Origin of the sequence: Variovorax sp. Root411 (assembly GCF_001425205.1) — a bacterium.
Lineage (GTDB): Bacteria > Pseudomonadota > Gammaproteobacteria > Burkholderiales > Burkholderiaceae_C > Variovorax.
Map to the genome: position 1 here is coordinate 280,248 of NZ_LMDW01000017.1, position 25,080 is coordinate 305,327.

The window sequence follows — 25,080 nt, forward strand, 5'->3', positions numbered from 1 at the left end:
CACCCTAGCAGGAGACACCATGTCAGAAAAAACCGAGCGCAACTTCCCGAAAATCACTGAAAAAGGCCTGGATGATCTGCGCGAGCGCATCGGCCAGAAGATCGGCGTCACGGCCGAGCCCTGGTGCTACGAGGCCACTCGCGACAACATCCGCCACTATGCGCACGGCATCGGCGATGACAATCCGCTGTGGTGCGACCCCGAATATGCCTCCAAGACCAAGCACGGCGGCATCCTCGCGCTGCCGAGTTTCCTCTTCGCCACGAGCCGCATCGTCTCCGGCTACGTGGGCGGCCTTCCCGGCGTGCACGCCATGTGGTCGGGCGCCGACTGGACATGGCACAAGCCGGTTCGTCGCAACGACGAGATCCGTACCGAGGCCTACCTGAAGGACCTGATCGAGCACCAGACCCGTTTCGCCGGCCGCGCCGTTCAGCAGATCTACCACGTCGATTTCTACAACCAGGCCGGTGACAAGGTGTCGGAAGCCGACAGCTGGTGCTTCCGGACCGAACGGGATCATGCCCGCGAGGTGGGCACGAAGTACAAGGACGTTCGCGCCCGCGAGCCGCGCCGCTACAGCGAGGAAGAAATCCAGGAAGCCTACAAGCTCTACGCGAAGGAAGAAGTGCGAGGCAGCACGCCGCGCTACTGGGAGGATGTCGAGGAAGGCCAGGGACTTCCTGTCATGTTCAAGGGGCCGATGACCGTCACCGGCTTCATCGCCTACGCACAGGGATGGGGCGGCCTCTACATCCGCGCCAACAAGCTGGCCTGGAAGCTGATCGACGCGCATCCGGGTGTCGGCATCACGAACCGCTTCGGCATTCCGGACGTGCCTGAGCGCGTGCACTGGGAAGAAGACTTCGCACTCGAAGTGGGTGCGCCCGGTGCGTACGACTACGGCCCCGAGCGGACCTCCTGGCTGACCCATCACCTCACGAACTGGATGGGCGATGACGGCTTCCTGCGCAAGGCGCACTGCAAGATCCGTCGTCACAACCCGGAAGGCGACATGCTCTTCATCAAGGGCCACGTCAAGCGCAAGTTCATGGAGGGCGGCAAGCACCTGGTCGAGATCGAGCAGGAAGCCCGCAACCAGGACGACGAGCTGTCGGTGCTGGGTTCCGGGATTGTCGAGTTGCCTTCCCGTAGCTGATACCGCGTAGCCATCGTTGCGCCCTCGGGCCTCTGGACGCGTCGATGGGTGACGCCACCGGGAGGCTCGAGCCATGCTTCAGCACGGGCAGCGGATGCCTGGAAAAAACCATTGGGAGATCGAAGATGTCCTTTGGATCGGAGCGCGCATCGCCGCCCCGTGGAGCGCTTGCCGGCATGCGCGTGCTTGACCTCTCGCGTGTACTGGCCGGGCCTCTCTGCACGCAGATGCTTGCCGACCACGGCGCCGATGTGATCAAGATCGAACCGCCGGCGGGCGATGAAACAAGAGCACTGGGCCCACCGTTCGACGCATTCGGGCACGCGGCCTACTTCACGGCAGTCAACCGCGGCAAGCGCGGCATGGCGCTGGACCTGTCGAAACCTGAAGGCCAGGAACTCCTGCTCGAGCTCCTGCAAGGTGTCGATGTGCTGGTGGAGAACTTTCTGCCGGGCACGATGGCCCGCTGGGGCCTCGACTATGAGAGCGTGCTGCGACAGAGGTATCCGGCGCTCGTCTACTGCGCGATCTCGGGGTTCGGCACCGACGGACCGCTCGGAGGGTTGCCCGGCTATGACGCGGTTCTGCAAGCCATGTGCGGGTTGATGAGCATCAACGGGGAGCCGGAGTCTGGCCCCACTCGAATGGGGATTCCGATCGTCGATCACGTGACTGGCTATACGGCGCTCACGGGCATCTTGCTTGCACTGGTGAACCGGGCAAGAACGGGTGAGGGCCAGCGGGTCGATGCGACGCTGTTCGACACGGCCATGAGTTTGCTGGTCCCGCATGCGGCCAACTGGATGTATTCAGGCGAAGCGCCTCGCCTGCTGGGCAGCGCACATCCCAACATCGCGCCCTATGACAGGTTCGCGTGCCGGGACGGTCAGATATTTCTCGGCATCCTGAACGACCGGCAGTTTCGGCGCTTCTGCGAGCACGTGGGTCTGGCGGAAGTGTGGTGCGACGAGCGGTTTGCGACGAATGCAGTGCGCTTGCGCAACCGCGACGAACTGCGTGGACTGATCGAAGCGGCGATCAGCTCGCACGAACGAGAGATCCTGTGCGCGGATCTGATGCGCATCGGCGTGCCGGCGGGCGCGGTGAATTCCGTGCCCCAGGCGTTCGCCCAGGCGCACGCCCATCACCGGAGCATGCGGATCGATCGGGGCGAGTACCACGGCATCGGCGTGGCCGCGCGGCTGTCGCGTTCGCCTGGCGCAGCCGAAGGTGTGCCGCCCGCGTACGGCGAGCACGCGCAGCAAATCCTGCACGAGACGGGATTGACGGCAAGTCGGATCGAGCAACTTCGTGAAAGCGGGGCGCTCCCGCAACGGATCGGCACATAGCCGCCGCACAGGCTAGACAGACAAAAATACTGGAGACAGACAAATGAAGACTCTCGAATTCCTGGGTGCCTGCGTCGTTTCGCTTGGGCTACTCCAAGCTGCTGCGGCACAAAACTACCCGGCCAAGCCGATACGCCTGGTTGTGCCCTACCAGGCAGGGCAAGGCACCGACGTGGCTGCACGCCTTATTGCCGATCAGCTCAGCAAGGCCCTCGGGCAGGCGATCATCGTCGACAACAGGGCGGGGGCCGGAGGAAACATCGGCGCATTCGAGGCCGGCCGCGCGGCGCCCGACGGCTACACGCTACTGATGGGAACGAATGGCACGCATGTTCTGAACCAGATGATCTACCCTTCGATGTCTTTCGATCCCGAGAAGGATTTCGAGCCCATCGGCATCGTGAGCACCTTCCCGATGGTTGTGGTTGCAAACCCCGCATCGCCATACAACAGCGTGGCTGACTTGTTGAAGGACGCAAAGGCGAAGACGGAAGGGATAGACATCGCCCTTCCGAGCACCACGGCGCGGCTGGTTCTTGAGTTGCTCAAGGAAAAGACCGGGGGCACCCTGCGACCTGTTCCGTACAAGGGCTCCGGCACGGCAATGACGGACATCATCGGTGGCCAGGTGATGGTGGGTATCGACACCGCGAGTGCGGTCCGGACTTTCATCAGCAGCGGAAAGCTCAAGGCATTGGGCGTCACATCGGCTCAGGCGTCGGCCCTCCTTCCGCAGGTCAAGCCGGTTGCCGCACAGGGAGTCGATGGATTCGAGGTGATCGCGTGGAACGCGATGTATGCGCCGCACGGAACGCCTGCCCCGGTCATTCAGCGGCTCAGCGCCGAGCTGACGAAGGTGATGGCTCAGCCCGATGTGCGTCAGAGACTCCTGGAATTGGGACATGAACCTGCCGCCGGCGGGGCGCCAAAAGAGCTGGCCATGTTTGCCCGCAGCGAGCGTCAGAAGTGGGGACCTTTGGTCAAGAGCGCGGGATTGAAGGCCGAATGAGGAGGCCGGCGCCTGGGAGTGCGCGATGGACGCGACACCCAAGTCCATCGTCGAATTGCTGCGCTTCGCACAGTGCTTGCCTAGGTCACAATCCGCGCATGCCCCGCGCCAGTTCCAAACCTTCCGCACCCCCTGCCATCGCCGTTCCAGCCGAGAACGGCGCGGCCGCAGCCGACAAGAACAGCTCCATCGAAAGCATCGCCAACGACATCGCCACCGCGATCGTCGAGAAGCGCCTGCCGCCCGGCACCTGGCTGCGCGAAGAGGCGCTGGGCCGGGTCTATTCGGTGAGCCGCACCAAGGTGCGCGCCGCGTTGCTGATGCTGTCGAAGGACAAGCTCATCGAAATGATTCCCGACAAGGGCGCGTTCGTCTGCCAGCCCTCGGTGGAAGAGGCCCGCGAGGTGTTCGCGGTGCGCCGCATTCTCGAAAGCGAGGTGGTGCGCCTGTTCGTCGCCGCTGCACGGCCGCGCGACTACCAGGTGCTGGAGCAGCACATCAAGTTCGAACGCACCGCGCTGCGCCAGACCACCACCACGGGCACCGTGCGCGAGAAGCTGCTGGGCGACTTCCACGTGGCGCTGGCCGAGGCCACGGGCAACCGCACGCTGGCCGAGCTGGTGCGCGAACTGGTGGCGCGCAGCTCGCTGATCGCCATGCTGTACCACTCGTCGAACGACCCGCACTGCTCGTCGGACGAGCACGCCGACTTCCTGCGCCTGTGCCGCAAGGGCGATGCCGAGGCCGCCGTGAAGAGCATGAATGACCATCTGGAGCGCATCGAGGCGAGCCTCGAGCTCGGTGTCGACAAGCCCGACCGGCAGCTCGACCTGGTCAAGGCACTGCTGGCCTGAACGGACCTGCCCCTCGCCCGCAACGGGTGCGGGTTTTCAATTGAGCAGCAGGAAGCGGGATCGGACTTCCGGACGCAGAAGGCGCAGAAGGAAAACCAAGAAGATTTTTGGCTGTCTCTTTTGCGTTCTTTGCGAAACCTCTGCGCCCTCTGCGTCCGGAAGTCCGCCTTCAAGACCTCAGATCATCGCCAGCGGCATCTTGCGGCGCGGCGGCGGATGCAGGCGATCCAGTTCGGCAAGGGTCGCCGCGTCGAGCTTCAGTTCTGCGGCGGCAAGGTTCTCCTTCAGGTGCGTGCTGCGCACCGCCTTCGGAATCGCGGCCACGCCGGGCCGTGCGACGACGGCGGCCAATGCAAGCTGCGCAGCCGTCACGCGGAGCCGGCCGGCCAGTTCGCTCAGCCCATCGTCTTCGACCAGCGCCCCTTGGTCGATCGGGCTGTAGGCCATCAGCGGCATGCCTCGTTCGCGCTGCCAGGGCAGCAGGCTGAACTCGGGGCCGCGCTCGCCGAGCGACAGGTACACCTGGTTGGCCGCACAGCCCGGCCCGTCGCCCACGGCCTGCATCAGCTCTTCCATGTCGTCGGTGTCGAAGTTGCTCACGCCCCAGTGGCCGATGCGTCCGTCGGCCACCAGCGACTGCATCGCCGCGACCGTCTCGCGCATCGGATGGCTGCCGCGCCAGTGCAACAGGTAGAGGTCGATGGCGCCGAGGCCCAGCCGCTTCAGGCTGCGCTCGCACGCATCGCGCGTGCCGCGGCGGCTGGCGTTGTGCGGGTAGACCTTGCTGACGATGAAGAGCTCTTCGCGGCGCGCGTCGCCCGCGCGCAGGGCCTCGGCGATGGCCTGGCCCACGACGGTTTCTGCGCCGCCCTCGCCGTACATCTCGGCCGTGTCGATGAGCCGGTAGCCGAGGGCGATGGCCTCGCGCACGGCCTTCATCTCGGCCGCGCGACGACCCGCGTCTTCGCCCAAGCGCCAGGTGCCCAGGCCGAGAACGGGCATCTCGCCGCCGGCGGGAAGTTGGAGTGTTCGCATCGGGCCATGGTACGGGGGACACACGGCCGTGTCAGCCCTCCGGCGACGACTGTCCCGGTGCTCCGTGCAGCAGCACGGCATTCGCCCAGGGCGCCTCCAGCCTTCTAATTTTTCGAAATCAAAGTCGATTCCGTGACAGTGAATTGGCAAACTCCTCTGTGAAACCTCGACGTCAGGTCTTCTGATTTTGTCAAGGCAGTTTGGGTGCCTACCCCCATCGCACCCCCACCCCTCGCTCCTAGAATTTTTCAACAGCCCGAACGCAACGAACATGGAGCAGGTCGAGTCAATGCAGAAAAAGCACAGGATTGCCGTCATTCCCGGAGACGGCATCGGCGTCGAGGTCATGCCCGAAGGGTTGCGCGTGCTCGACGCGGTGGGTCGCCGCTTCGGCATCGACTTCTCGTACGACCATTTCGACTGGGGTTCCGACCACTACGTGCGCACCGGCCTGATGATGCCGGCCGACTGGGCCGACAAGATCCAGGGCCACGACGCGATCTACTTCGGCGCGGTGGGCGCGCCCGACAAGGTGCCCGATCACATCGCCGTGTGGGGCCTGCTCATCAAGATCCGACGCGACTTCGACCAGTACGTCAACCTGCGCCCCGTGCGCTTGATGCCCGGCGTGCCCGGCCCGTTGGCGCACCGCAAGCCCGGCGACATCGACTTCCTCGTGGTGCGCGAGAACACCGAGGGCGAATACACCTCCGTGGGCGGCCGCCTGTTCGAAGGCACGCCGCGCGAGATGGCGATCCAGGAAGCGGTGTTCACCCGCACCGGCGTGGATCGCATCATCGACTACGCGTTCAAGCTCGCCAGCCGCCGCAAGCGCAAGAGCCTGACGGCCGCCACCAAGTCGAACGGCATCTCGATCACCATGCCCTACTGGGACGAGCGCCTGGCCGAGATCGCCACGCGCTACCCCGACGTGGCGACGAACAAGTTCCACATCGACATCCTCTGCGCGCACTTCGTGCAGCACCCCGACTGGTTCGACGTGGTCGTGGCCTCCAACCTCTTCGGCGACATCCTGTCCGACCTGGGCCCGGCCTGCACCGGCACCATCGGCATCGCGCCCTCGGCCAACCTGAACCCCGAGCGCAAGTTCCCGTCGCTCTTCGAACCTGTGCACGGTTCGGCCCCCGACATCGCGGGCAAGGGCATCGCCAACCCCATCGGCCAGATCTGGTCGGCCGCGCTGATGCTGGACCACCTCGGCGGCGACGATCCCGTCTACGCGCAGGCTTCCGCCGCCGTGCTGTCGGCCATCGAGACCGTGCTGAGCGAAGGCCCGCGCACGCGCGACATGGGCGGCACGGCCAACACCGTGGACGTGGGTCGCGCGATTGCCGAATGCATTTCTGCATGACGCATCTGGAAGTCAGGGTTCGGTATGGGGTGCGTCGTTCGGGGTGCGATCACGCCGACCGGGTACCTTGCTCCGCGAATGTCCTCCGGCCTGCGGCCTCCCCCTTTATTTCGCTGCGCAAGGCACCCCATCGGCGTGATCGTTGGACAGAGCAGTCGTTGATCGGCGGTACACCAGCAGCGTGCCCTGTGCGCAGGGCACCGGGTGCTCCCCGCAGCGAAATAAAGGAGGAGCGAAGCGGGGGACATTCGCGCAGGGGAGTACCCGGTGGCCTGGGCACTCGCCAAGAACGACAGCCCCCACAAACACAACACCACTCAGAGGAGTCACTGACATGGGCCTCTTCCTGCTCAAGCGCACGCTGACACTGCTGGGCACGCTGATCGGCGCGTCCATCATCGTGTTCCTCGTCCTGGAAATTCTTCCGGGCAACGCAGCGCAGATGCTCATGGGCCCCGACGCCTCGCCCGAAGCCGTGGCAGCCCTGGCCACCAAGCTCGGCCTCGACCAGCCCGCATGGACGCGCTACTGGCACTGGATCGGAGGCCTGCTGACCGGCAACCTCGGCGACAGCTATGCCTACAGCTCGCCCGTGCTCGACCTGATCCTCGAACGCCTCGCGCTCACCGTGCCGCTCGCCATGATGGCGATGGCGCTGACCGTCGTGATTGCGCTGCTGGTGGGCGTGACGGCTGCCGCACGCCACAACAAGCTCGGCGACGTCGGGCTCATGGGCATGGCGCAGGTCGGTATCGCGATTCCGAACTTCGCGCTGCTGGTGGGCGTGACGGCTGCCGCACGCCACAACAAGCTCGGCGACGTCGGGCTCATGGGCATGGCGCAGGTCGGTATCGCGATTCCGAACTTCTGGTTCGCCATCCTGCTGATCCTGGTGTTCTCGGTGCAGCTGCAGTGGTTCTCCGCAGGCGGCTTCGAGGGCTGGGGCGAAGGCATCTTCGCGGGCATCAAGTCGCTGCTGCTGCCTGCGCTGTCTCTGGCCGTGGTGCAGGCCGCGATCCTGGCGCGCATCACGCGCTCGGCCGTGCTCGAGGTGATGCGCGAAGACTTCGTGCGCACCGCGCGCGCCAAGGGTGTGTCGCAGCGTGCCGTGCTGTGGACCCACGTGCTGCGCAACGCGATGATCCCCGTCATCACGGTCATGGGCATGCAGTTCTCCGAGCTGCTGGCCGGCACCATCGTGGTGGAGAACGTGTTCTACCTGCCNGCTGCGCAACGCGATGATCCCCGTCATCACGGTCATGGGCATGCAGTTCTCCGAGCTGCTGGCCGGCACCATCGTGGTGGAGAACGTGTTCTACCTGCCRGGCCTGGGCCGCCTCATCTTCCAGGCCATCAGCAAYCGCGACCTGATCGTGGTGCGCAACTGCGTGATGCTGCTGGCGGCCATGGTGGTGATCGTGAAYTTCGTGGTCGACGTGCTGTACGCMGTGATCGACCCGCGCATCAAGGCCAGCGACATATGAGCTCCGTGATCACCGCTCCGAGCGCTGCGGCGCTCATCAAGCTCCCCGGGTTCTGGCAGCGCGCGGTGAAGCATCGCAGCTTCGTCATCGGCGGCGTGCTGGCCGCGCTGCTGCTCATTGCCGCCCTGGTCTCGTTCGTGTGGACGCCGTGGTCGCCGTATGCGATGGACATGGCAAACAAGATGCAGGCGCCCTCCGCATCGCATTGGCTCGGAACCGATGCGTTCGGCCGCGACGTGGCGTCGCTGCTGCTGGTCGGCGCGCGCGCGTCGATCCTTGTCGGCGTGATCGCGGTCGGCATCGGCCTCGTGGTCGGCACGGCGCTGGGCCTGCTGGCGGCCGCAAAGCGCGGCTGGGTCGAGGAAGCCGTCATGCGGCTGTCGGACTTCACGCTGGCGTTCCCCGCGATCCTCTCGGCCATCATGATGACGGCCGTGTTCGGCGCGGGCATCGTCAACGCGATCATCGCCATCGGCATCTACAACATCCCGACCTTCGCGCGCATCACGCGCGCCTCGGCCAACGCGATCTGGTCGCGCGAGTACGTGGCCGCCGCGCGGGCCTGCGGCAAGGGCAGCTTCGCGATCACGATGCAGCACGTGCTGCCGAACATCTCGGCCGTGCTGATCGTGCAGATCACGATTCGCTTCGCCATCGCGATCCTGGCCGAGGCCGCCCTCTCCTACCTGGGCCTTGGCACGCAGCCTCCGCAACCTTCGTGGGGCCGCATGCTCAGCGAGGCGCAGACCCTCATGTTCCAGCAGCCGCTGCTGGCCGTCTTCCCCGGCATGGCGATCGCCTTCGCTGTGCTCGGGCTGAACCTGCTGGGCGACGGGTTGCGCGACTTGCTCGACCCGCGCCTGGCCAGAGCCCGGTAAGCGCCATGCCCCTCCTCGAAGTCAACAACCTCCAGATCGGCCTGCAGACACAGCGCGGGCCGGCACAGGCCGTGCGCGGCATCTCGTTCTCGCTGGAGCGCGGCGAAACGCTGGGCATCGTCGGCGAGTCGGGCTGCGGCAAGTCGATCACCGTGATGTCGCTGATGGGCTTGCTGCCGTCGAGCGCCAAGGTCACCGGCAGCATCAAGCTCGATGGGCAGGAACTCGTCGGCTTGCCCGAGAAGCAGATGTGCCATATCCGCGGCAACCGGATCGGCATGATCTTCCAGGAGCCGATGACGGCGCTGAACGCGGTGCACACCATCGCGCGCCAAGTGGGCGAACCGCTGCGGCTGCATCGCGGGCTGACAAAGGCACAGGCCCGCAAGGAGGCATTGAACCTGCTCGACCGCGTGGGTATTCCCGATGCGGCCTCGCGCCTCGACGCCTACCCGCACCAGTTCTCCGGCGGCCAGCGCCAGCGCATCGGCATCGCGATGGCGCTGGCCTGCGGGCCCGACCTGCTGATCGCCGACGAGCCGACGACCGCGCTCGACGTGACGATCCAGAAGCAGGTGCTCGATCTGATCCAGGGCCTGGTCAAGGAAATGGGCATGGCGCTGATCCTGATCTCGCACGACCTCGGCGTGATTTCCAACAGCGTGAAGCGCATGCTCGTGATGTACGGCGGCAGTGCGGTCGAGAGCGGCCCGACGGACGTGGTCTTTGCCGGCCGCGCACATCCCTACACGCGCGGCCTGTTCGCGGCGCGGCCCGCCATCGGCGCGGTCCGTGCGGGCCGGCTGCCCACGATCCGCGGCAGCGTGCCGGAGCTGGTCGACATGCCCCGGGGCTGCGCCTTCGCGGGCCGCTGCGCCCACACCATCGACCTTTGCCAGAGTACGCGGCCGCGCGCCACGATGCTGCCGAACGACCACACGGTGAGCTGCCTGCGGCTGGGCGAGATTGCCGCGTCGAACGCCAAGGCGGCCACCGCATGAGCCAGCAGCACAGCACCACCGGTCAGCCCCTGCTGGCCGTGAACAACCTCTACCGCCACTACGCGCTGCCGCGCGAAAAACTCTTCGGTCCGCCGCCGACCGTGAAGGCGCTCAACGGCGTGAGCTTCGAGGTGCAGGCCGGCAAGAGCGTGGGCATCGTCGGCGAATCGGGCTCGGGCAAGTCGACCATCGCACGCCTCGTGATGGCGCTGGACACGCCGACTTCGGGCAGCGTGCGCCTCGAAGGCCGCGACCTGCACACGCTGTCTAAGGCCGAGCTGCGCACCGCGCGGCGCGACTTCCAGATGGTGTTCCAGGACCCCTACGGCTCGCTCGACCCACGCCAGACCGTGGCGCGCATCGTCGCCGAGCCGCTCGAAGCGCTGGCCGAAACGAGCCGCGCCGTGCAGCGCGAGCGTGCTTCCGAAGCATTGGCCGCAGTCGGCCTGCGCACCACCGACATGGACAAGTACCCGCACGAGTTCTCGGGCGGCCAGCGCCAGCGCATTGCGATCGCGCGCGCTCTCATCACGCGCCCCAAGCTCATCGTGGCCGACGAGCCCGTCAGCGCGCTCGACGTGTCGGTGCAAGCCCAGGTGCTCAACCTCATGCAGGACCTGCAGCAGCAGTTCGGCATCAGCTACCTGCTCATCAGCCATGACCTCGCGGTGGTCAACCACCTGTGCGACGAGGTCTGCGTGGTCTTCAAGGGCCGCATCGTGGAGCGCGGCCGACCGGCCGACCTGTTCCAGCATGCGCAGCACGAATACACGCGCACCCTTCTTTCCGCCGTGCTGCACACGCCTTCGCGCTGAGAGCGCGAAGGCCGCTCTTTTTTACCCTCACCTCCAGGAGCTACCGAATGTTGAAGCGACGCACACTCATGACTTCCGCCATGGCCGCGGCAATCCCGGGTGTCTTCCTGCCCCAGGCGCGCGCGCAGGCCGGCAAGAACACGCTGACGATCGGCATGCCGCTCGAACCGCCGGGCCTGGACCCGACGACCGGTGCCGCGTCGGCCATCGCGGAGATCACGCAGTACAACATCTTCGAGACGCTCACCAAGGTGAACGCCGACGGCTCGGTCACGCCGATGCTTGCCGAGAGCTGGACCTCGTCGCCGGACATGAAGACCTTCGTCTTCAAGCTGCGCAAGGGCGTGCGCTTCGAGAACGGCCAGCCCTTCAATGCGCACACGGTGAAGTTCTCGTTCGACCGCGCGGGCGGCGCCAAGAGCACCAACAAGGACAAGCGCTTCTTCAGCGAGATCGGCACCGTGGTGCTCGACGACTACATGGTCGGCGTGAACAGCACGCTGCCCAACCCCGACCTGCCCTTCATGCTCGGCCAGTCGACCGCCTGCCTCGTCGAGCCCAAGAGCGCCGAGACCAACGCCACCGCGCCGGTGGGCACCGGTCCGTACAAGCTGAGCGCCTGGCAGCGCGGCGCCTCGTGCACGCTGGTGAAGTCGCCAAGCTACCGCGACCCGAACCTCGCGAAGACCGAGAAGTTCGTGTTCCGCTTCATGTCGGACACCGCCGCGCAGACCGCCGCGCTGATGGCCAACGACATCGACATCTTCCCGCGCGCGGGCACGCGCTCGGTGAGCCAGTTCAAGGGCAACCCGCGCTTCCAGGTGATCGAGGTGGGCACGCGCGGCAAGGTGATCCTCACCATCAACAACCGCAAGAAGCCGCTGGACGACGTGCGCGTGCGCCGCGCGATCCTGGCGGCCATCGACCGCAACGCGATCGTCCAGGGCGCGGCGGACGGCTTCGGCAAGCCCATCGGCAGCCACTACGCGCTGGGCGCGCCGGGCTTCATCGACACCACCGCGGTGAACCCCTTCGACATCGAGAAGGCGAAGAAGCTGCTGGCCGAAGCCGGCGTGAAGACACCGCTCGAACTGCGCCTGCAACTGCCGCCGCCTTCGTATGCGCGGCAAGGCGGCGAGGTGATTGCGGCGCAGCTGGCGCAGATCGGCATCAACGTGAAGATCCAGAACGTCGAGTGGGCCCAGTGGCTCAGCGGCACCTTCGGCGGCGCGCACGACTTCGACCTGACGATGGTCGCGCACGTGGAGCCCTTCGACCTCGTGAAATACACCGAGCCCGACTACTACTGGGGCTACGACTCGAAGAAATTCCGCGACCTGTTCGTCGTCATCCAGAACGAAGAGAACAAGAAGCGCCGCGCCGAGTTGCTGGCCGAGGCGCAGCGCCAACTGGCCACCGATGCGGTCAACGGCTTCCTGTACCAGGCCGTGTTCCCGACCATCGCGCGCAAGGAAGTGAAGGGCCTGTGGCCGAGCATGCCGATCGTGGTGAACGACCTGGCCGCGATTTCGTGGGGTTGATGCGATGACCAAGCCCTTGTATTCCCTGAGCGTGCAGGAGCTGCACGCGGCTTACCGCAGCAAGGAGCTCTCGCCGGTCGAAGTGGCACGCTCGGTCAACGAGCGCATCGCCGCGTACGAGCCCAAGCTGCACGCCACATGGCTGTTCCGCCCCGAGCTAGCGCTCGAACAGGCGCGCGCCTCCGAGGCTCGCTGGCTGGCCGGCAAGCCGCGCGGCACGCTCGACGGCGTGCCCGTGACCATCAAGGACAACCTCGCGACCGAGGGCGACCCGATGCCGCTGGGCACCGCCGCCTACGAACTCGTGCCGATGCTGCAAGACTCGCCACCCGCCGCGCGCCTGAAGGCAGACGGCACGGTGCTGGTCGCCAAGACCACCATGCCCGACCTGGGCATGCTGTCGTCGGGCCTGTCGAGCTTTCATGAGCTCTCGCGCAACCCGTGGGACGTTTCGCGCACGCCCGGAGGCTCCAGCGCAGGTGCGGGTGCGGCGGCTGCCGCCGGCTACGGCCCGCTGCACGTGGGAACCGACATCGGTGGCTCGCTGCGCCTTCCGGCGAGCTGGTGCGGCATCTACACGCTCAAGCCCAGCTTCGGCCGCATTCCGCTGAGCACGCCCTACATGGGCCGCTGCGCCGGTCCGATGACGCGCACGGTGGCCGACTCGACGCTGATGATGGCGTCGATCGCGCAGTCCGACGACCGCGACTATTCGGAGCTGCCCGCGCCCGCGATCGACTGGGCGGCCTTCGAGGTCGACCCATCGTTCCTCAAGGGCAAGCGCGTGGCGCTGCACATGGACGCGGGTTGCGGCCTGCCGCTCGATCCGCAGATTGCCGAGGCCGTGCGCCGCGCCGCGAAGCGCATCGAGGCGGCCGGCGCGCATGTGGAAGAGATCAAGGCCTTCATGACGCCGAAGATGCTGCAGGGCATGGACCACTTCTGGCGCATGCGCTCGTGCATCGACATGCAGGCGATGGCTGCGGAAAAGCGCGCGAAGATCTTGCCGTACATCCGCGAGTGGGCCGAAAGTGCGGCCGGTTTCTCGGGGGCGCACATCTTCGACGCCTACAGCCAGTTCATCGCCGCGCGCGCGGCCACCGTCGCCGCCACCAAGGCCTACGACTTCGTGATCTCGCCCGTGTCGCCCAACATGCCCGCACCCGCGGACCACGCCTCGCCGACCAACGACCCGATGCTGCCGCTGGAGCACATCGGCTTCACGGTGCCCTACAACATGTCGGAGCAGCCTGCCGCTTCGATCAACTGCGGCTATTCGGCCGAGGGCTTGCCCATCGGCCTGCAGATCGCCGGGCGCCGCTTCGACGACCTGGGCGTGCTGCAGTTCAGCCGCGCCTTCGAGCAGATCCGCGAAGCGCAACACCCCTGGCCCGAGCCGAAGTGATCGGCCGCAAGGAGACAACCTCATGAACGCCACCCACTACATCGACGGCCGTCGCGTGCCGTCCGAAGGCAACGCCACCATCGACGTGATCGACCCGAGCGACGGCCAGAAATTCGGCGAGATCGCACGCGGCACGGCCCCCGACGTCGACACCGCCGTGCGCGCCGCGCGCCAGGCCATGGGCGAGAACTTCGACGGCCCCTGGGGCGCGACGACTGCGCTGGAGCGTGGCCGCCTGCTCGCCAGGCTCGGCGCTGCTGTCATGCAGAACCACGAAGAACTCGCCCAGCTCGAAGCCCGCGACACCGGCAAGGCGCTGCGCGTGGCGCGCAACGACGCGACCGCGCTGGCCCGCTACTTCGAGTACTACGCCGGTGCCTGCGACAAGCTGCACGGCGACACCCTGCCCTACGAGCGCGGCTACACCGTGCTGACGGTGCGCATTCCGCATGGCGTGACGGGCCACATCATTCCCTGGAACTACCCGATGCAGATCGCGGGCCGCAGCGTGGGCGCATCGCTTGCCGCGGGCAACGCCTGCGTGGTGAAGCCGGCCGAAGACGCAAGCCTCTCGCTGCTGCGCCTGGCCGAGATCGCGACCGAGGTGGGCTTTCCGGCCGGGGCGCTCAACGTGGTGACGGGCTACGGCAAGGAAGCCGGCGCCGCGTTGTGCGCGCATCCGGGCATCGACCACATCTCGTTCACCGGCTCGACGATGACGGGCCGCAGCGTGGGCCTGGCCGCGGCCGAGCGCCACTGCCCGGTGACGCTGGAACTGGGCGGCAAGTCGCCGCAGATCGTGTTCGCCGACGCCGACCTTGACGCGGCCGAGCCGGTGCTGCTCAACGCCATCATCCAGAACGCGGGCCAGACCTGCTCGGCAGGCAGCCGTGTGCTGGTCGAACAGTCAGTGTACGAAGACGTGGTGCAGCGGCTTGCCAAGCGCTTCGCGGCCGTTCGCGCGGGCACGCCCGCCGAAGACCTGGACATGGGTCCGCTCATCAACGAGAAGCAGTTTCGCCAGGTGCGCGATATGGTCGCGACTGCCGAAGCAGGCGGCCTGAAGGTGGCGGCGCGCGGCACGGTGTCGCCGAACGCATCGGCCACCGGCTTCTACCAGGAGGCCGTGCTGTTCCGCGACGTGCCGCACGACAGCGAGATCGCGCAGCGCGAGGTCTTCGGCCCCGTGCTGGCCGTGATGCCCTTCACCGACGAGGCCGAGGCGGTGCGCCTGGCCAACGGCACGGACTTCGGCCTGGTGGCCGGCGTGTGGACCCGCGACGGCGCGCGCCAGCTGCGCATGGCGCACAAGCTGCACTGCGGCCAGGTCTTCGTCAACAATTACGGCGCGGCGGGTGGTGTAGAACTGCCTTTCGGCGGCGTGAAATCGAGTGGCTTCGGCCGCGAGAAGGGCTTCGAGGCCCTGCTCGGATTCACGACCCTCAAGACCATCGCCATCAAGCACGGATGAATCAATGACAAGCACTGAACAGCAAGCCCCACGCAAAGTCGGCCTCGTCGGCGTCGGCCTGATGGGCCACGGCATCGCGAGCAACATCGTCAAGCACGGCCACCAGCTGACCGTGCTGGAACACGCGGGCAACCAGCCGATCGACGGCCTGCTGAAGGCGGGCGCCACGTCTGTGAAGGACGTGGCCGCGCTGGCCGCGCAGGTCGACGTGCTGATCCTGTGCGTCACCGGCACGCCGCAGGTCGAGGCCGTGATGCTTGGCGACACGGGTGCATTGACTGCCCTGCGTCCCGGCACGGTGGTGATCGACTGCTCGACGGCCGTGCCCGCCTCCACCGCGAAGGTGGCGGAAGCGGTGGGCGCCAAGGGCGGCAGCTTCATCGACGCGCCCATGACGCGCACGGCGAAGGAAGCTGCCGAGGGCCGGCTGAACCTGCTGGTGGGTGGTGATGCTGACGTGCTGGCTTCGTGCCTGCCGCTGCTGCGCTGCTTTGCCGAGAACGTCACGCATGTGGGCGGCATCGGCGCCGGCCATGCGATGAAGCTGCTGCACAACTTCGTGTCGCTGGGCACGGTCGCGCTGCTGTGTGAAGCGGCTGCCTGTGCGCAGCGCGCGGGCGTGGCGCCGGATGTGTTCGTCGAAGTGCTCGCCAAGGGCGGCGGCAATGGGGTGGCGCTGGAACGCGTCAAGCCAAAGCTGCTGACCGGCAGCACCGACTCGTTGAAGTTCTCCATGGCCAATGCCAAGAAGGACCTGGGCTACTACAACGACATGGCGGAGCAGTCGTCTTCTGGCCACGGCATCGCTTTGGCTGTGGATGCGCTGTTGACGCAGGGTGTCGAGAAGTTCGGTGGCGATCGGATGGTGCTGGATCTGGTCGAAGCTCTGCGCTGATTTTTTGCTCTTGCTCTGTGTGACGCGTCGTTCGGGGTGCGTGCACAGGGCACCGGGTACTCCCCTCCGCGAATGTCCCCCGGGCTTCGCCCTCCTCCTTTATTTCGCTGCGGGGAGCACCCGGTGCCCTGTGCACGATGAGCGTGGTTGTGGCGCTGGCGGTTCGACCGCTGTGGCGGATTGCAGATGGACATGCGCGGGCGCTCCACTGCGCTTTTGCGAGAGACGGGCACGGGTGAGGCAGAATTCCGGAGGGCCGGAGTCGGCCAGCAGCGGTCGCTCGACCGCCTGGCGTAAAGGAGCGCGTGGACACTGACCTTCACTGGGGCAACAACCCGCCAACCCCTGGCATTCATCTTCATGAACCATCCGAGTCTCCAGCAATACGGCAAGGTTGCCCTTGCAGCCGGCGCAATCTTGCTGCTCCCGGCGCTTTGGTCCTTCGGTAGTGCCGTCTGGTCAGCGGGGACTACCGGCGAGGTCTTGGTCATCAGCGTCGGACGGTACGAGACCTCAAGAGACTTCGTGCCTTGGGTACACGGTTGGGCGCGTTTTGCCGGCCCGCTTGCACTTGTCTCGGCAGTCGCGCTGTGGGCATTGCGAGGGTCGCCATGGTGGCTTCCTGCATTGCTATCGGCAGCGGGCCTAGCGTTGCTACTGTTCTCGAAGTGGTTCACATCACCAATGGGTGCGGTAGTCTTCTGCACGATGATGGCGTACCTCGTGCTGGCGGCCTTCGTGGACAGACGCATGGGCCGGCTTGCGGCAATAGTGATGCTCCTTTCCACGGTCGCGTCAATGCTTTGGATCTATGCGCGCTCGTTAGGCATGTGACGGCAACCGGCCACAAGCGGTCGGTGACGAATGTCGTCTCTCGGGTAGGCACCGTCGCTTGCCACGCAGATACCTCGGCGTGTTTAGGCAGATCGACAGTCCCCAATATTGATGAGGCGGACCGATACTGCTTCCGACATAATCGGCGCGCGACCGGTGAATCTCGTCAACGTCACTGACAGTAGTTGGGTTGAAGGTCACGGCAGAAAGCCGGATTCAAGGGAGAAGACCATGTCGAAGAGTTCTGCGCGCGTTGCACTGCTCGTGTCCTTCCTGACGCTCTCGTCACTTGCCAGCGCCCAGTCGCTCCAAGTCGAGCTGAGATCAAAGTGCCCGGTGACGGCGCCGGCGGGAGCTGGCGGAGGCCAGAAGATGGCTGTCCTCGCTGGCCTGCTGATTCAGCAGGTGATCTCAAAAGGCGTCGATATCGCCGGTAGCGCTCTCGCGGCCGCGGCGAAGGACAAGGTCACGACGCTCTCTGGCGAAAGTGTTTCGGCAACCTACTACACCGTTGACGAGAAGGCCAACCTTGTGACCGACACCAGCGTCGGTTGCGTCGTCCTGTTCACGGCAGGCTCTGGCGGGGCAAGCAATCCTGAATGGATGTCAAAGGTCACCGCCGACATGACGCAGCTCAGGAGCGTTCCGGATTTCTACATGGAGATCGAGCTTGAACACATCGCTGCCAACGACGGCATCAAAGCGACGCCGCAGATGCTCTACGTTGGGAAGTCGCTAGCGCCCGGCAACGGCTGGTTTCGCAAGCAAGGGAAGGACTACGTTGTCGCCGTCTCGCTGAGCTCCGAGGAGACGGGTGCGTCCTTCGGGGCGATGTCATTTTCCTTCAAGAACATCGACACAGGAAAGGCATACGTGCGGGTCCAGCCAAACGGCCTGACGAACCAGCTGGAGCGGATTGCGGACTGGCCGATGTCGGCGCGCCTACCGAAGCTGCCCGAATCGGACGCAACGAAGGAAGCTGCGTCTGACAGGAAGACGGCCGTCGCCAGCTACGTCGAGGCGAACGGAATCCTCAAGCGGGCCGCCCTGACCCCCCTGGTCAAGACGCCCATCGAGAGCAACACGGCGTATCACGACATGGTCCGCAAGCTTTGCGATCAGATTGCCGAGGCCAACAAGGCCATTCCTGCCGGCAGGGGCGAGAAGGTGGAAGGTACTCAACAGAGGTTCTCAGACCCGCGTTGCCCGCTGGCGCTCTGGGATGCCAAGCTTGCTGCAGACAAGGCGTCTACTGAAGCTCAGGTGGCCTCTGAGCTGGCGTGGGCGCAGGCGTTCTACACGAGGAAGTGCGCGCAGAACGGAGGCTATGACGAGCAGCAGAAGGACGACTCTGTGCCTATCAAAGCGTACCGCTATTGCAAGCTGCCGGCCTACAAGAATGGCCAGCCCAAGGTGGGCAGCTACTACGCTGGGGCGACGGTTGTCGAGACGTCGGAAGCCTCTGCCTTTTTGAAGTCCTTGTCTGCGGCCTTCAACGAGGACAAGGACAAGGTCAAGACCGCCTTGAACGACAAGTTCAATCCAGCGAGGCGAGACGAACTGGCTGCTGAGGGTGTGGCGGCTGATCGTGACGCTCGACAGAAGTACCAGCTTGCGCTCCTGAAGGTCTCCCAGCTCGACTCGGCGTTGCAAGAGGCCAGCGGTGGAACTGCCTCCGCCCGCAAGTTGATTGAGATTCAGTTGGCACAGGCCAAGATTGATGCCAATGCTGCGGCTCGTGCCGCCGGTGTCTCCGCACCATTCGCTGACTTCGACTGAAGCATGCGCCCCTCTTGCAGCACGTTCGCCAATCTGCTCTTCGCGTTGGTCGTCGGCGCAGCAGCGACGCCGACGCCGGTGCTGTCACACGATTTGGCTGGCATCGACTCTGAGAGGCGGCTGCGTCAGCAAGGAACGCAGTCCGACAAACCCGTACCACCCGCGACGTCTGTTGACCTGGCGAAGCAGGTGATGCGTGCTCGAGAGCAAGAGCAGGCCTTCAAAGTGCTGTTCCAGGCGAACGCGGCGGCACCCTCTTACATGCCGCAGCTCCTGAAGGGGGGCGTCGCACCTTTCTCCATCATCGACAAGTTCCGCAAATGGGAGCCTGGCACTACGCTAAAGGTCTGCTTCCACTCAGCGGGAGCAAATGACGTAAAGGCCCGCATCGCCCAGATTGCGAGCCGGTGGTCCAAGTACGGCGCCATCTACTTCGACTTCGGTAAGGCCCCTTCGTTCCGGATATGCCAAGCGAAAGATGGCGCGGTCGTCAGAGTCTCCTTCCGTGAGAAGGGGTACTTCTCTCGAATCGGCACGCGAGCGCTGCTGAGCGACGTCAACAACGAAGTCACGATGGGCCTGCAGGACCTGGACGAGCCTCGGTATCCAATCGATGGGGACAAGTTCAAGTCCATCGTCATTCACGAGTTTGGGCATGCGCTTGGCCTGGCGCATGAGCATCAGCACCCCGTCGCCGATTGCTTCCCCCAGTTCAATCTCGTTGCCATCAAGCAGGCCTACGAATGGAGCGACGAGGACGTCGATGAGAACCTGAAGACGCTGCAGCTCTCGAGCGTCGCCGCTGAAGACAAGTTCTACAAGACGGGGCTTGGTCCCGACGGAGACGTTTATGTGTTCAGCAACATGCCGGACAGACTGAGCGTGATGCGCTATGACTTGCGTTTGGAAGATTTCAAGCAGCCTCCTGGGAGCTGCTTCGATCCGACGGCGAATTCGGAGCCGTCCAGCGGGGACCAGGCGGCAATAGCGCGGGCATATCCCAAGTCCAATCCGACGAAAGGAATCTTGGCGAACAACGCACTCATTGAGAACGTCCTCAAGGCCAACCCCAACATCACATCGGTTGAACGTGCAGCCTTGAAGGCGTTCAAGCTCTAGTTGAGCTGGACGCTGGACCGCTTCCTGGCTCCGCGATTTCGATGGAACGGAGGACCGCTCCGGGCCCATAACCGCCCCTGAACGACGTCACCCGAGCCTGAACTCAGCCGCTCTGAAAATCAAGCATCCGCATCTATCTGGCAAGAACCCATCCCGCGATCTGCGTGACAACCTCGCGATCAAGCCCATTGAATCCGTGATGCGCCATGGCCTCGCACGGATCGCCTTTGTCCTCGCCGCCGCTGAAGCTCAACAGCTCTTTCCTCGGCGAGTTTTCGAGCTTCTCCATGAGCCCAGGAACGTTGGAAAAAGGGCAGAGCGCGCAGCCGTCCTGCGAGTGATGCACGACGAGCACGGGGACCCGGATCTTTGACAGTGGCATGGCGGGGACGGGCCGACCGCGTCGGTCAATGAGGATTGTCGAGCTCAGAACAATGCCGTTGGGGCCTTCAGGTCCGGAAAGCTCGGTGGCGACGTACGCTGCGGATTGCGTGCCGCGACTGGTGCCCACCAGCCATACAGGCACCCTGGATTGTTCGCGCATCCATGCAATGACCGCTTTTAAATCTGCCACGTGCTCCGGCGTCTGGCGAAACCCGCTGAGGTAGGGCGGACTCTGGCGGTCGGACGGCGCGTCGATCACGGCGACCATCAGCCCCTGGTCGGGAAACAACTGTCGCGTGCGAACGAGGAAATTCCCGGCGCCCCAATTGAACGACCCATTGGGAAAGATCTGCAGGCCCCCATGTCCGCCCGCGATCAGGATGACGGCTGCTTTCGGCTCGGGCGGTGACAGCACGAGCATTCGCTGTGTCACCCCGGGGCGGGTGGGAATGTCCACCACCTTCTGCGTGGCCTGCGCCTGGGCTTGCGAAGCCAGTGCCATCAGAAGACCGGCAATCCAATATCGCGCAAGGCTGTACATCGACGACCTCCTGTACCGAGTAGCGAATTCTGGCGTATGAGACCGAGCCTTCAAACGCTGGCGGTAGGACGCTCCGACTCCACGACGCCTGATCGGATCGAGTCTGGCCGGACTGTCCGGCATCGAAAACCTACAGCGCATGCTCCCGCAAGAACCGATCAAGCTGGTGGCTGTTCGACAACCCCAGCTTCGCGAACACATGCGCCCGGTGCGTTTCCACGGTGCGCTGCTCCAGCGGCGCGAGCTCCAGGGCAATCTGCTTGTTGGGCTTGCCCTCGGCCACCAGCCGGGCCACCTGCATCTCGCGCGGCGTGAGCTTGTCCCACAGCGCCTGTGCGGCTTGGCGGGCCTGCCGTCGCACGGCGATTTCGCCGGCGCGCTGCAAGGCCCGGGCGATGCTGTCGAGCAAGCGCTCGTCGTTGCAGGGCTTCTCTAGCCAGCCGAAAGCGCCGTTCTGCACTGCCTCCACCGCCATCGGAATGTCGCCGTGGCCGGACAGGAAGATCACGACCAGCGGGCTGTCCTGTGCGCGCAATGCATCGAACACCTGCAGCCCGCTCACGCCCTCCATGCGCAGGTCGAGGATCACGCAGCCCGCGCGCTGCAGGTCGGCGCCGGCCAGGAAGGCCTCGCCCGAGGCAAAGGTCTGCACCGCGTAGCCGCGCGACAGCAGCAGAAGGCCCAGCGAGCGGCGCACGGCCTCGTCGTCGTCCACCACGCACAGGTTGTTGGCAAGAGCGTTCATGGGGGTGAGATCTCCAGCTCGAGGGTGAAAACCGTGCCACCGCCGTCCCGGTTGGCAAAGGACAGCCGGCCGCGATGGGCCTCGACGATGGTGCGGCAGATGTTCAGGCCCAGCCCCAGTCCGCCGGTCTTGGTCGTGAAAAAGGGCGCGAACACCTGCTCGGCCAGCGCGGCGTCGATGCCCGGCCCGCGGTCGGCCACGCGGATGTGCATGCGTCCTGCCAGCACCTCGGCCTCGACCTCCACAAGCCGCTGTTCCGGCGGCGTGGCCTGCATCGCCTGCAGGCTGTTGGACAGCAGGTTCAGCAGCACCTGCTCGAGCAGCACGCGGTCGCCGCGCACCTCGGGCAGCCCCGCCGGTATGCGGACTTCGGCACGCGCCCGCCGCAGCCGCATCTCGCCCTGCAGCAGCGCCAGCGCGTTCGCCACCAGCGCCGTTACCGCGCAGTCCTCGGTGCCGACGGTGCGCTGGCGCACGAAGCCGCGGATGCGCCGCACGATCTCGGCGCTGCGCTGGGCCTGCGCCATGGTCTCGTCGAGGCTGCTGACCAGCAGCTGCTGGTTGCCTTGTTCGGCAAAAGCCTTGGCCGCGCTCGCGAAATTGCTCAGCGCCATCAGCGGCTGGTTCAGCTCGTGGGCCAGTGTGGAGGCCATCTCGCCGAGGCTGGCCAGGCGCTGGGCGTGCTGCAGCTGCTCGTCGTTCTGGCGCTGGCGCAGCTCGGCGCGCTTCTGCTCGGTGATGTCCACCACCGAGCTCATCCAGCCGCTGTGCTGGCCGTCGGCGTCGATCAGCGCGGCGGTGTAGACCATGGTGATCACGTCGTGCCCGTCGCGGTGCCGCAGGCGCGACTCGAAGCCCGAGCGCGCGGGCTGGCCGCTCATCATGGCGTCGTACTGGCGCCAGTGCTGCGCCACGTCGTCGGGGTGCCAGTAAGGGTAGGGCGGCAGCTTGCCGAGCAGTTCGTCGGCGTCGTAGCCGGTCATCTCGCAGAAGGCCGGGTTGACGTAGATGATGCGGCCCTCCAGGTCGCGTGCGCGCATGCCCACCAGCAGCGAGTCTTCCATCGCCTTGCGGAACGCGTGGGCCTCGTCGAGCTCGTGGGTGCGTTCGCGCACGCGCAGCTCCAGGTCGCGCCGCGCATCGCGCTGCTCGGCGAAGCGGCGTTCGCGCAGCTGCCAGTACAGGCCGCCCAGCAGCAGCACGCCGGCGCACAGCAGGCCCAGCATCCAGGTGCGCTCGCGTGCGCGGGTGACTTCGGCGTGGTCGGCCATCACGGTCAGCGTCCAGCCCAGGTCGGGCAGCGGCTCGTCCACCGCGAGGAAGCGGCGCGGCTGGCCGCCGATGTCGGTGCGCACGAGGTAGCCGGGCTCGCCTTCGCCACGCTCCACCTTCCACGGAAGTGCCGCGAAGCTGGTGCGCGCGCCGTACTGCTGGTCGCGCTGCATGCCTTCGAGTTCCGCGGCGCCCAGCGCGCGCGTGGCCTGGTACATCCACGACGGCACCGAGCTCAGGAACACGATGCCGCGCGCGTCGGTCAGCAGGATCGGGTCGCGCGCGAAGGTCCAGGCTTCCTGCAGCTGGCGCAGGCTGACCTTCACCGTCACCACGCCCAGCACGGCGCCGCCGTCGGGCCGCACCGGCGCGGAGATGAAGAGCCCCGGCTCGCCGGTGGTCTGGCCCACGCCGTAGAACAGGCCGTTGCGCCCCGCGCGCGCATCGCGGAAGTAGGGGCGGTTGGCATACGACTCGCCGACGAAGCTCTGCGGCGTCGCCCAGTTGCTGGCCGCCAGCGTGAGGCCCTGCAGGTCGATGAGGTAGAGCGCGTCGGAGCCCGCCTGCCGGTTCACCTCTTCGATGTAGCGGTTGGCGCGCTGCTTCACGGCCGCGTCCTGGGGATGGGCCAGCGCGGCCAGCACGTCGGGATGCAGGCTCGCGGTGAATGGCAGGTAGCTGTACTTGCCGGCTGCGTCGCGCAGGCCCAGCACGTGGACTTCCATGGCGCGGCGGATCGAGTCGGCCTGGAAGTTCGCCTCGCGCCTCGCGGCCCACTGGCCCGCCACGCCGATCAGCAGCAGTGCCAATACGCCCGCGGCGATCCAGCCGGCCAGCGCGCGGTGGCGCGGGCGGGGCGGGGATGGCGAAGGTGTTTCGGGCGTGATTGGCGTGGTGGGCGGCATGGACGGCACGGGGATGGGGCCGATCGGCGCGGCCGGGGAATTTTGCCCTCATCCTTGCGCCTGCGCCCGCCCTCGCGGGCGCGACAATGCCACCCTCCCAGATCGACCCGACACCATGAGACCCGACCTCGATTCGCTGGCGCTTTTCCTGCGTGCCATTGAGCACGGCAGCCTGTCGAAGGCCGCCGCCGAGAGCCACATGGTGCTGTCGGCCGCGAGCCGCCGCCTCGCCATCCTCGAAGGCCAACTTGGCGTCGCGCTGCTCAATCGCACGTCGAAGGGCGTGACGCCTACGGGCGCCGGCGAGTCGCTGGCCATGCACGCGCGCCAGATCCTGCGCGACATCGACCGCATGCGCGCCGACCTGTCCGACTACGCGCAGGGCGCCACCGGCCGCGTGCGGCTGCATGCCAACGCGTCGGCCATGGGCCAGTTCCTGCCCGACGACGTGGCGAGCTTTCGCCAGCGCTACCCTGAGGTTCGCGTGAGCGTGGAAGAGCACCGCAGCGTGTACATCGTGCAGGCCATTCGCGATCGGCAGGCCGATGTCGGCGTGATCACCGGCGAGGCGGCCGACCCGGCGCTCAATTTCATTCCCTACCGCACCGACCGGCTGGTGGCCATCGTGCGGCAGAAGCATCCGTGGCGCGGGCGCGAGGTGTCGTTCGAGGAACTGCTCGATTTCGATTTCGTGGGGCTCGAAGATGACTCCGCCATATCCCGCACCATGGAGGACGCCGCCATGAGCGCGCGCAAGGTGCTGCGCCTGCGCGTGCGGGTGAAGAGCTTCGAGGCGGTGTGCCGGATGATCGAAGCGGGCATGGGCGTGGGCATCCTGCCCGAGGGGGCGGCGGTGACTTACCGCAAGGAGATGAAGCTGCGTTTCATCAATCTCACCGATGCGTGGGCTTCACGACGCATGTACCTTTGTACACGGCAGGAGGCTTTGAGTTTTCCGCAGCGCCGGTTGGTGGATCATTTGTTGGCGCGGGGGATGGCCTAGCGATCGGGATCGGGTGCGGGTTCGTTCGGGGCGACGCCCATGAGGCTTCGCACGCAGCGCGTTGCAGAAGCTGCATTTGTTGGCGGTCGTCGAGATTTCATGCCGCACGAAACCGCCACCGCGCTGCGCTCTTCTCTACAGTAGTTGCCCCTGCCACTCAAAACCCCAACAAGGGGAGAAGGACGGCGCTACACACACAAAGCCATTGAAATGTTTGAAGGCTGCTTGCC

At 65.9% G+C, this 25,080-nt stretch carries 20 protein-coding genes and 2 pseudogenes; 18 read left to right on the forward strand and 4 right to left on the reverse strand.

From position 1 onward, the window contains the following. The first annotated feature begins 19 nt into the window (after window positions 1-19). The 4 genes from ASC92_RS21775 (at window position 20) to ASC92_RS21790 (ending at window position 4,371) form a co-directional block, all read left to right on the forward strand. The gene (locus ASC92_RS21775; RefSeq protein ID WP_056519818.1) at window positions 20-1,159 is read left to right on the forward strand and encodes an FAS1-like dehydratase domain-containing protein; all 1,140 of its coding nucleotides are present in this window, start codon (window positions 20-22) and stop codon (window positions 1,157-1,159) included. Between the two features lie 176 nt (window positions 1,160-1,335). Beyond that, window positions 1,336-2,508, forward strand: a complete 1,173-nt coding sequence (locus ASC92_RS21780; protein ID WP_082519671.1) for a CaiB/BaiF CoA transferase family protein — start codon at window positions 1,336-1,338, stop codon at window positions 2,506-2,508. A gap of 43 nt (window positions 2,509-2,551) precedes the next feature. Next, window positions 2,552-3,517, forward strand: coding sequence for a Bug family tripartite tricarboxylate transporter substrate binding protein (locus ASC92_RS21785; RefSeq protein ID WP_056519823.1), 966 nt, complete (start codon window positions 2,552-2,554; stop codon window positions 3,515-3,517). Window positions 3,518-3,615: 98 nt separating this feature from the next. Next, window positions 3,616-4,371: a GntR family transcriptional regulator gene (locus tag ASC92_RS21790; protein WP_056519826.1), complete on the forward strand. Its 756-nt coding sequence runs from the start codon at window positions 3,616-3,618 to the stop codon at window positions 4,369-4,371. 177 nt (window positions 4,372-4,548) lie between these two features. Here ASC92_RS21790 and ASC92_RS21795 read toward each other — a convergent pair whose 3' ends face one another. Then, on the reverse strand, window positions 4,549-5,406 hold the full coding sequence (locus ASC92_RS21795) for an aldo/keto reductase (RefSeq protein ID WP_056519829.1): 858 nt from the start codon (window positions 5,404-5,406) through the stop codon (window positions 4,549-4,551). A 289-nt stretch (window positions 5,407-5,695) separates the two neighbouring features. Here ASC92_RS21795 and ASC92_RS21800 point away from each other — a divergent pair, with 289 nt between their 5' ends. The 13 genes and pseudogenes from ASC92_RS21800 to ASC92_RS21850 all read left to right on the forward strand — a co-directional run bounded on the left by ASC92_RS21800 (window position 5,696) and on the right by ASC92_RS21850 (window position 20,000). Then, entirely contained in the window at window positions 5,696-6,778 is a 1,083-nt protein-coding gene (locus tag ASC92_RS21800; RefSeq protein ID WP_157609097.1) for a tartrate dehydrogenase, read from the forward strand. 394 nt (window positions 6,779-7,172) lie between these two features. Continuing rightward, window positions 7,173-8,002: pseudogene (locus ASC92_RS21805) on the forward strand (ABC transporter permease); the annotation flags it as partial. A gap of 1 nt (window position 8,003) precedes the next feature. Continuing rightward, a pseudogene (locus ASC92_RS29410) lies at window positions 8,004-8,262 on the forward strand (ABC transporter permease subunit); the annotation flags it as partial. After that, entirely contained in the window at window positions 8,259-9,140 is an 882-nt protein-coding gene (locus ASC92_RS21810) for an ABC transporter permease (protein WP_056519834.1), read from the forward strand. The pseudogene ASC92_RS29410 and the gene ASC92_RS21810, both read left to right, overlap by 4 nt. 5 nt (window positions 9,141-9,145) lie before the next feature. Continuing rightward, window positions 9,146-10,141, forward strand: a complete 996-nt coding sequence (locus ASC92_RS21815; RefSeq protein WP_056519842.1) for an ABC transporter ATP-binding protein — start codon at window positions 9,146-9,148, stop codon at window positions 10,139-10,141. Beyond that, window positions 10,138-10,956, forward strand: a complete 819-nt coding sequence (locus ASC92_RS21820; RefSeq protein WP_056519845.1) for an ATP-binding cassette domain-containing protein — start codon at window positions 10,138-10,140, stop codon at window positions 10,954-10,956. Before ASC92_RS21815 ends, ASC92_RS21820 begins: the two co-directional genes overlap by 4 nt. A 47-nt stretch (window positions 10,957-11,003) precedes the next feature. Then, a complete protein-coding gene (locus tag ASC92_RS21825) occupies window positions 11,004-12,497 on the forward strand; it encodes an ABC transporter substrate-binding protein (RefSeq protein WP_056519848.1) in 1,494 nt (497 codons plus the stop codon). Window positions 12,498-12,501: 4 nt separating this feature from the next. Beyond that, window positions 12,502-13,902 (forward strand): amidase, encoded by a 1,401-nt coding sequence (locus ASC92_RS21830; RefSeq protein WP_056519851.1) that lies wholly within the window; start codon window positions 12,502-12,504, stop codon window positions 13,900-13,902. Window positions 13,903-13,924: 22 nt separating this feature from the next. Then, window positions 13,925-15,373: an aldehyde dehydrogenase family protein gene (locus tag ASC92_RS21835; protein WP_056519854.1), complete on the forward strand. Its 1,449-nt coding sequence runs from the start codon at window positions 13,925-13,927 to the stop codon at window positions 15,371-15,373. Window positions 15,374-15,377: 4 nt separating this feature from the next. Continuing rightward, the gene (locus ASC92_RS21840) at window positions 15,378-16,268 is read left to right on the forward strand and encodes an NAD(P)-dependent oxidoreductase (protein WP_056519856.1); all 891 of its coding nucleotides are present in this window, start codon (window positions 15,378-15,380) and stop codon (window positions 16,266-16,268) included. A 360-nt stretch (window positions 16,269-16,628) separates the two neighbouring features. After that, complete coding sequence (locus tag ASC92_RS28710) at window positions 16,629-17,102, forward strand: hypothetical protein (RefSeq protein WP_157609098.1); 474 nt, start codon at window positions 16,629-16,631, stop codon at window positions 17,100-17,102. Window positions 17,103-17,258: 156 nt separating this feature from the next. Next, window positions 17,259-18,881 carry a hypothetical protein gene (locus tag ASC92_RS21845; RefSeq protein WP_157609099.1) on the forward strand — a complete coding sequence of 541 codons (1,623 nt, stop codon included), beginning with the start codon at window positions 17,259-17,261 and terminating at the stop codon, window positions 18,879-18,881. Between the two features lie 3 nt (window positions 18,882-18,884). Then, window positions 18,885-20,000, forward strand: a complete 1,116-nt coding sequence (locus ASC92_RS21850; protein WP_056519861.1) for a hypothetical protein — start codon at window positions 18,885-18,887, stop codon at window positions 19,998-20,000. Window positions 20,001-20,133: 133 nt separating this feature from the next. On the opposite strand, the gene ASC92_RS21855 is transcribed toward ASC92_RS21850, so the two are convergent. From ASC92_RS21855 to ASC92_RS21865, 3 genes are all read right to left on the reverse strand, one after another. Further along, the gene (locus tag ASC92_RS21855; RefSeq protein WP_056519864.1) at window positions 20,134-20,925 is read right to left on the reverse strand and encodes an alpha/beta hydrolase; all 792 of its coding nucleotides are present in this window, start codon (window positions 20,923-20,925) and stop codon (window positions 20,134-20,136) included. Between the two features lie 130 nt (window positions 20,926-21,055). Further along, window positions 21,056-21,670 carry a response regulator transcription factor gene (locus ASC92_RS21860; protein WP_056519866.1) on the reverse strand — a complete coding sequence of 205 codons (615 nt, stop codon included), beginning with the start codon at window positions 21,668-21,670 and terminating at the stop codon, window positions 21,056-21,058. Then, window positions 21,667-23,847: a sensor histidine kinase gene (locus ASC92_RS21865; protein WP_056519868.1), complete on the reverse strand. Its 2,181-nt coding sequence runs from the start codon at window positions 23,845-23,847 to the stop codon at window positions 21,667-21,669. Before ASC92_RS21865 ends, ASC92_RS21860 begins: the two co-directional genes overlap by 4 nt. A 115-nt stretch (window positions 23,848-23,962) precedes the next feature. On the opposite strand from ASC92_RS21865, the gene ASC92_RS21870 reads away from it, so the two are divergent. Beyond that, on the forward strand, window positions 23,963-24,850 hold the full coding sequence (locus ASC92_RS21870) for a LysR family transcriptional regulator (protein ID WP_056519870.1): 888 nt from the start codon (window positions 23,963-23,965) through the stop codon (window positions 24,848-24,850). Window positions 24,851-25,080 lie beyond the last annotated feature (230 nt).

Excerpts from the sequence above, each read along its gene's own strand:
- ASC92_RS28710 (WP_157609098.1), top strand. The coding sequence starts at position 16,629 with ATGAACCATCCGAGTCTCCAGCAATACGGCAAGGTTGCCCTTGCAGCC.
- ASC92_RS21785 (WP_056519823.1), top strand. The coding sequence starts at position 2,552 with ATGAAGACTCTCGAATTCCTGGGTGCCTGCGTCGTTTCGCTTGGGCTA.
- ASC92_RS21830 (WP_056519851.1), top strand. The coding sequence starts at position 12,502 with ATGACCAAGCCCTTGTATTCCCTGAGCGTGCAGGAGCTGCACGCGGCT.
- ASC92_RS21870 (WP_056519870.1), top strand. The coding sequence starts at position 23,963 with ATGAGACCCGACCTCGATTCGCTGGCGCTTTTCCTGCGTGCCATTGAG.
- ASC92_RS21795 (WP_056519829.1), bottom strand. The coding sequence starts at position 5,406 with ATGCGAACACTCCAACTTCCCGCCGGCGGCGAGATGCCCGTTCTCGGC.
- ASC92_RS21835 (WP_056519854.1), top strand. The coding sequence starts at position 13,925 with ATGAACGCCACCCACTACATCGACGGCCGTCGCGTGCCGTCCGAAGGC.
- ASC92_RS21860 (WP_056519866.1), bottom strand. The coding sequence starts at position 21,670 with ATGAACGCTCTTGCCAACAACCTGTGCGTGGTGGACGACGACGAGGCC.
- ASC92_RS21780 (WP_082519671.1), top strand. The coding sequence starts at position 1,336 with ATGCGCGTGCTTGACCTCTCGCGTGTACTGGCCGGGCCTCTCTGCACG.
- ASC92_RS21865 (WP_056519868.1), bottom strand. The coding sequence starts at position 23,847 with ATGCCGCCCACCACGCCAATCACGCCCGAAACACCTTCGCCATCCCCG.
- ASC92_RS21840 (WP_056519856.1), top strand. The coding sequence starts at position 15,378 with ATGACAAGCACTGAACAGCAAGCCCCACGCAAAGTCGGCCTCGTCGGC.
- ASC92_RS21815 (WP_056519842.1), top strand. The coding sequence starts at position 9,146 with ATGCCCCTCCTCGAAGTCAACAACCTCCAGATCGGCCTGCAGACACAG.
- ASC92_RS21825 (WP_056519848.1), top strand. The coding sequence starts at position 11,004 with ATGTTGAAGCGACGCACACTCATGACTTCCGCCATGGCCGCGGCAATC.
- ASC92_RS21855 (WP_056519864.1), bottom strand. The coding sequence starts at position 20,925 with ATGTACAGCCTTGCGCGATATTGGATTGCCGGTCTTCTGATGGCACTG.
- ASC92_RS21775 (WP_056519818.1), top strand. The coding sequence starts at position 20 with ATGTCAGAAAAAACCGAGCGCAACTTCCCGAAAATCACTGAAAAAGGC.
- ASC92_RS21810 (WP_056519834.1), top strand. The coding sequence starts at position 8,259 with ATGAGCTCCGTGATCACCGCTCCGAGCGCTGCGGCGCTCATCAAGCTC.
- ASC92_RS21820 (WP_056519845.1), top strand. The coding sequence starts at position 10,138 with ATGAGCCAGCAGCACAGCACCACCGGTCAGCCCCTGCTGGCCGTGAAC.
- ASC92_RS21790 (WP_056519826.1), top strand. The coding sequence starts at position 3,616 with ATGCCCCGCGCCAGTTCCAAACCTTCCGCACCCCCTGCCATCGCCGTT.
- ASC92_RS21800 (WP_157609097.1), top strand. The coding sequence starts at position 5,696 with ATGCAGAAAAAGCACAGGATTGCCGTCATTCCCGGAGACGGCATCGGC.
- ASC92_RS21850 (WP_056519861.1), top strand. The coding sequence starts at position 18,885 with ATGCGCCCCTCTTGCAGCACGTTCGCCAATCTGCTCTTCGCGTTGGTC.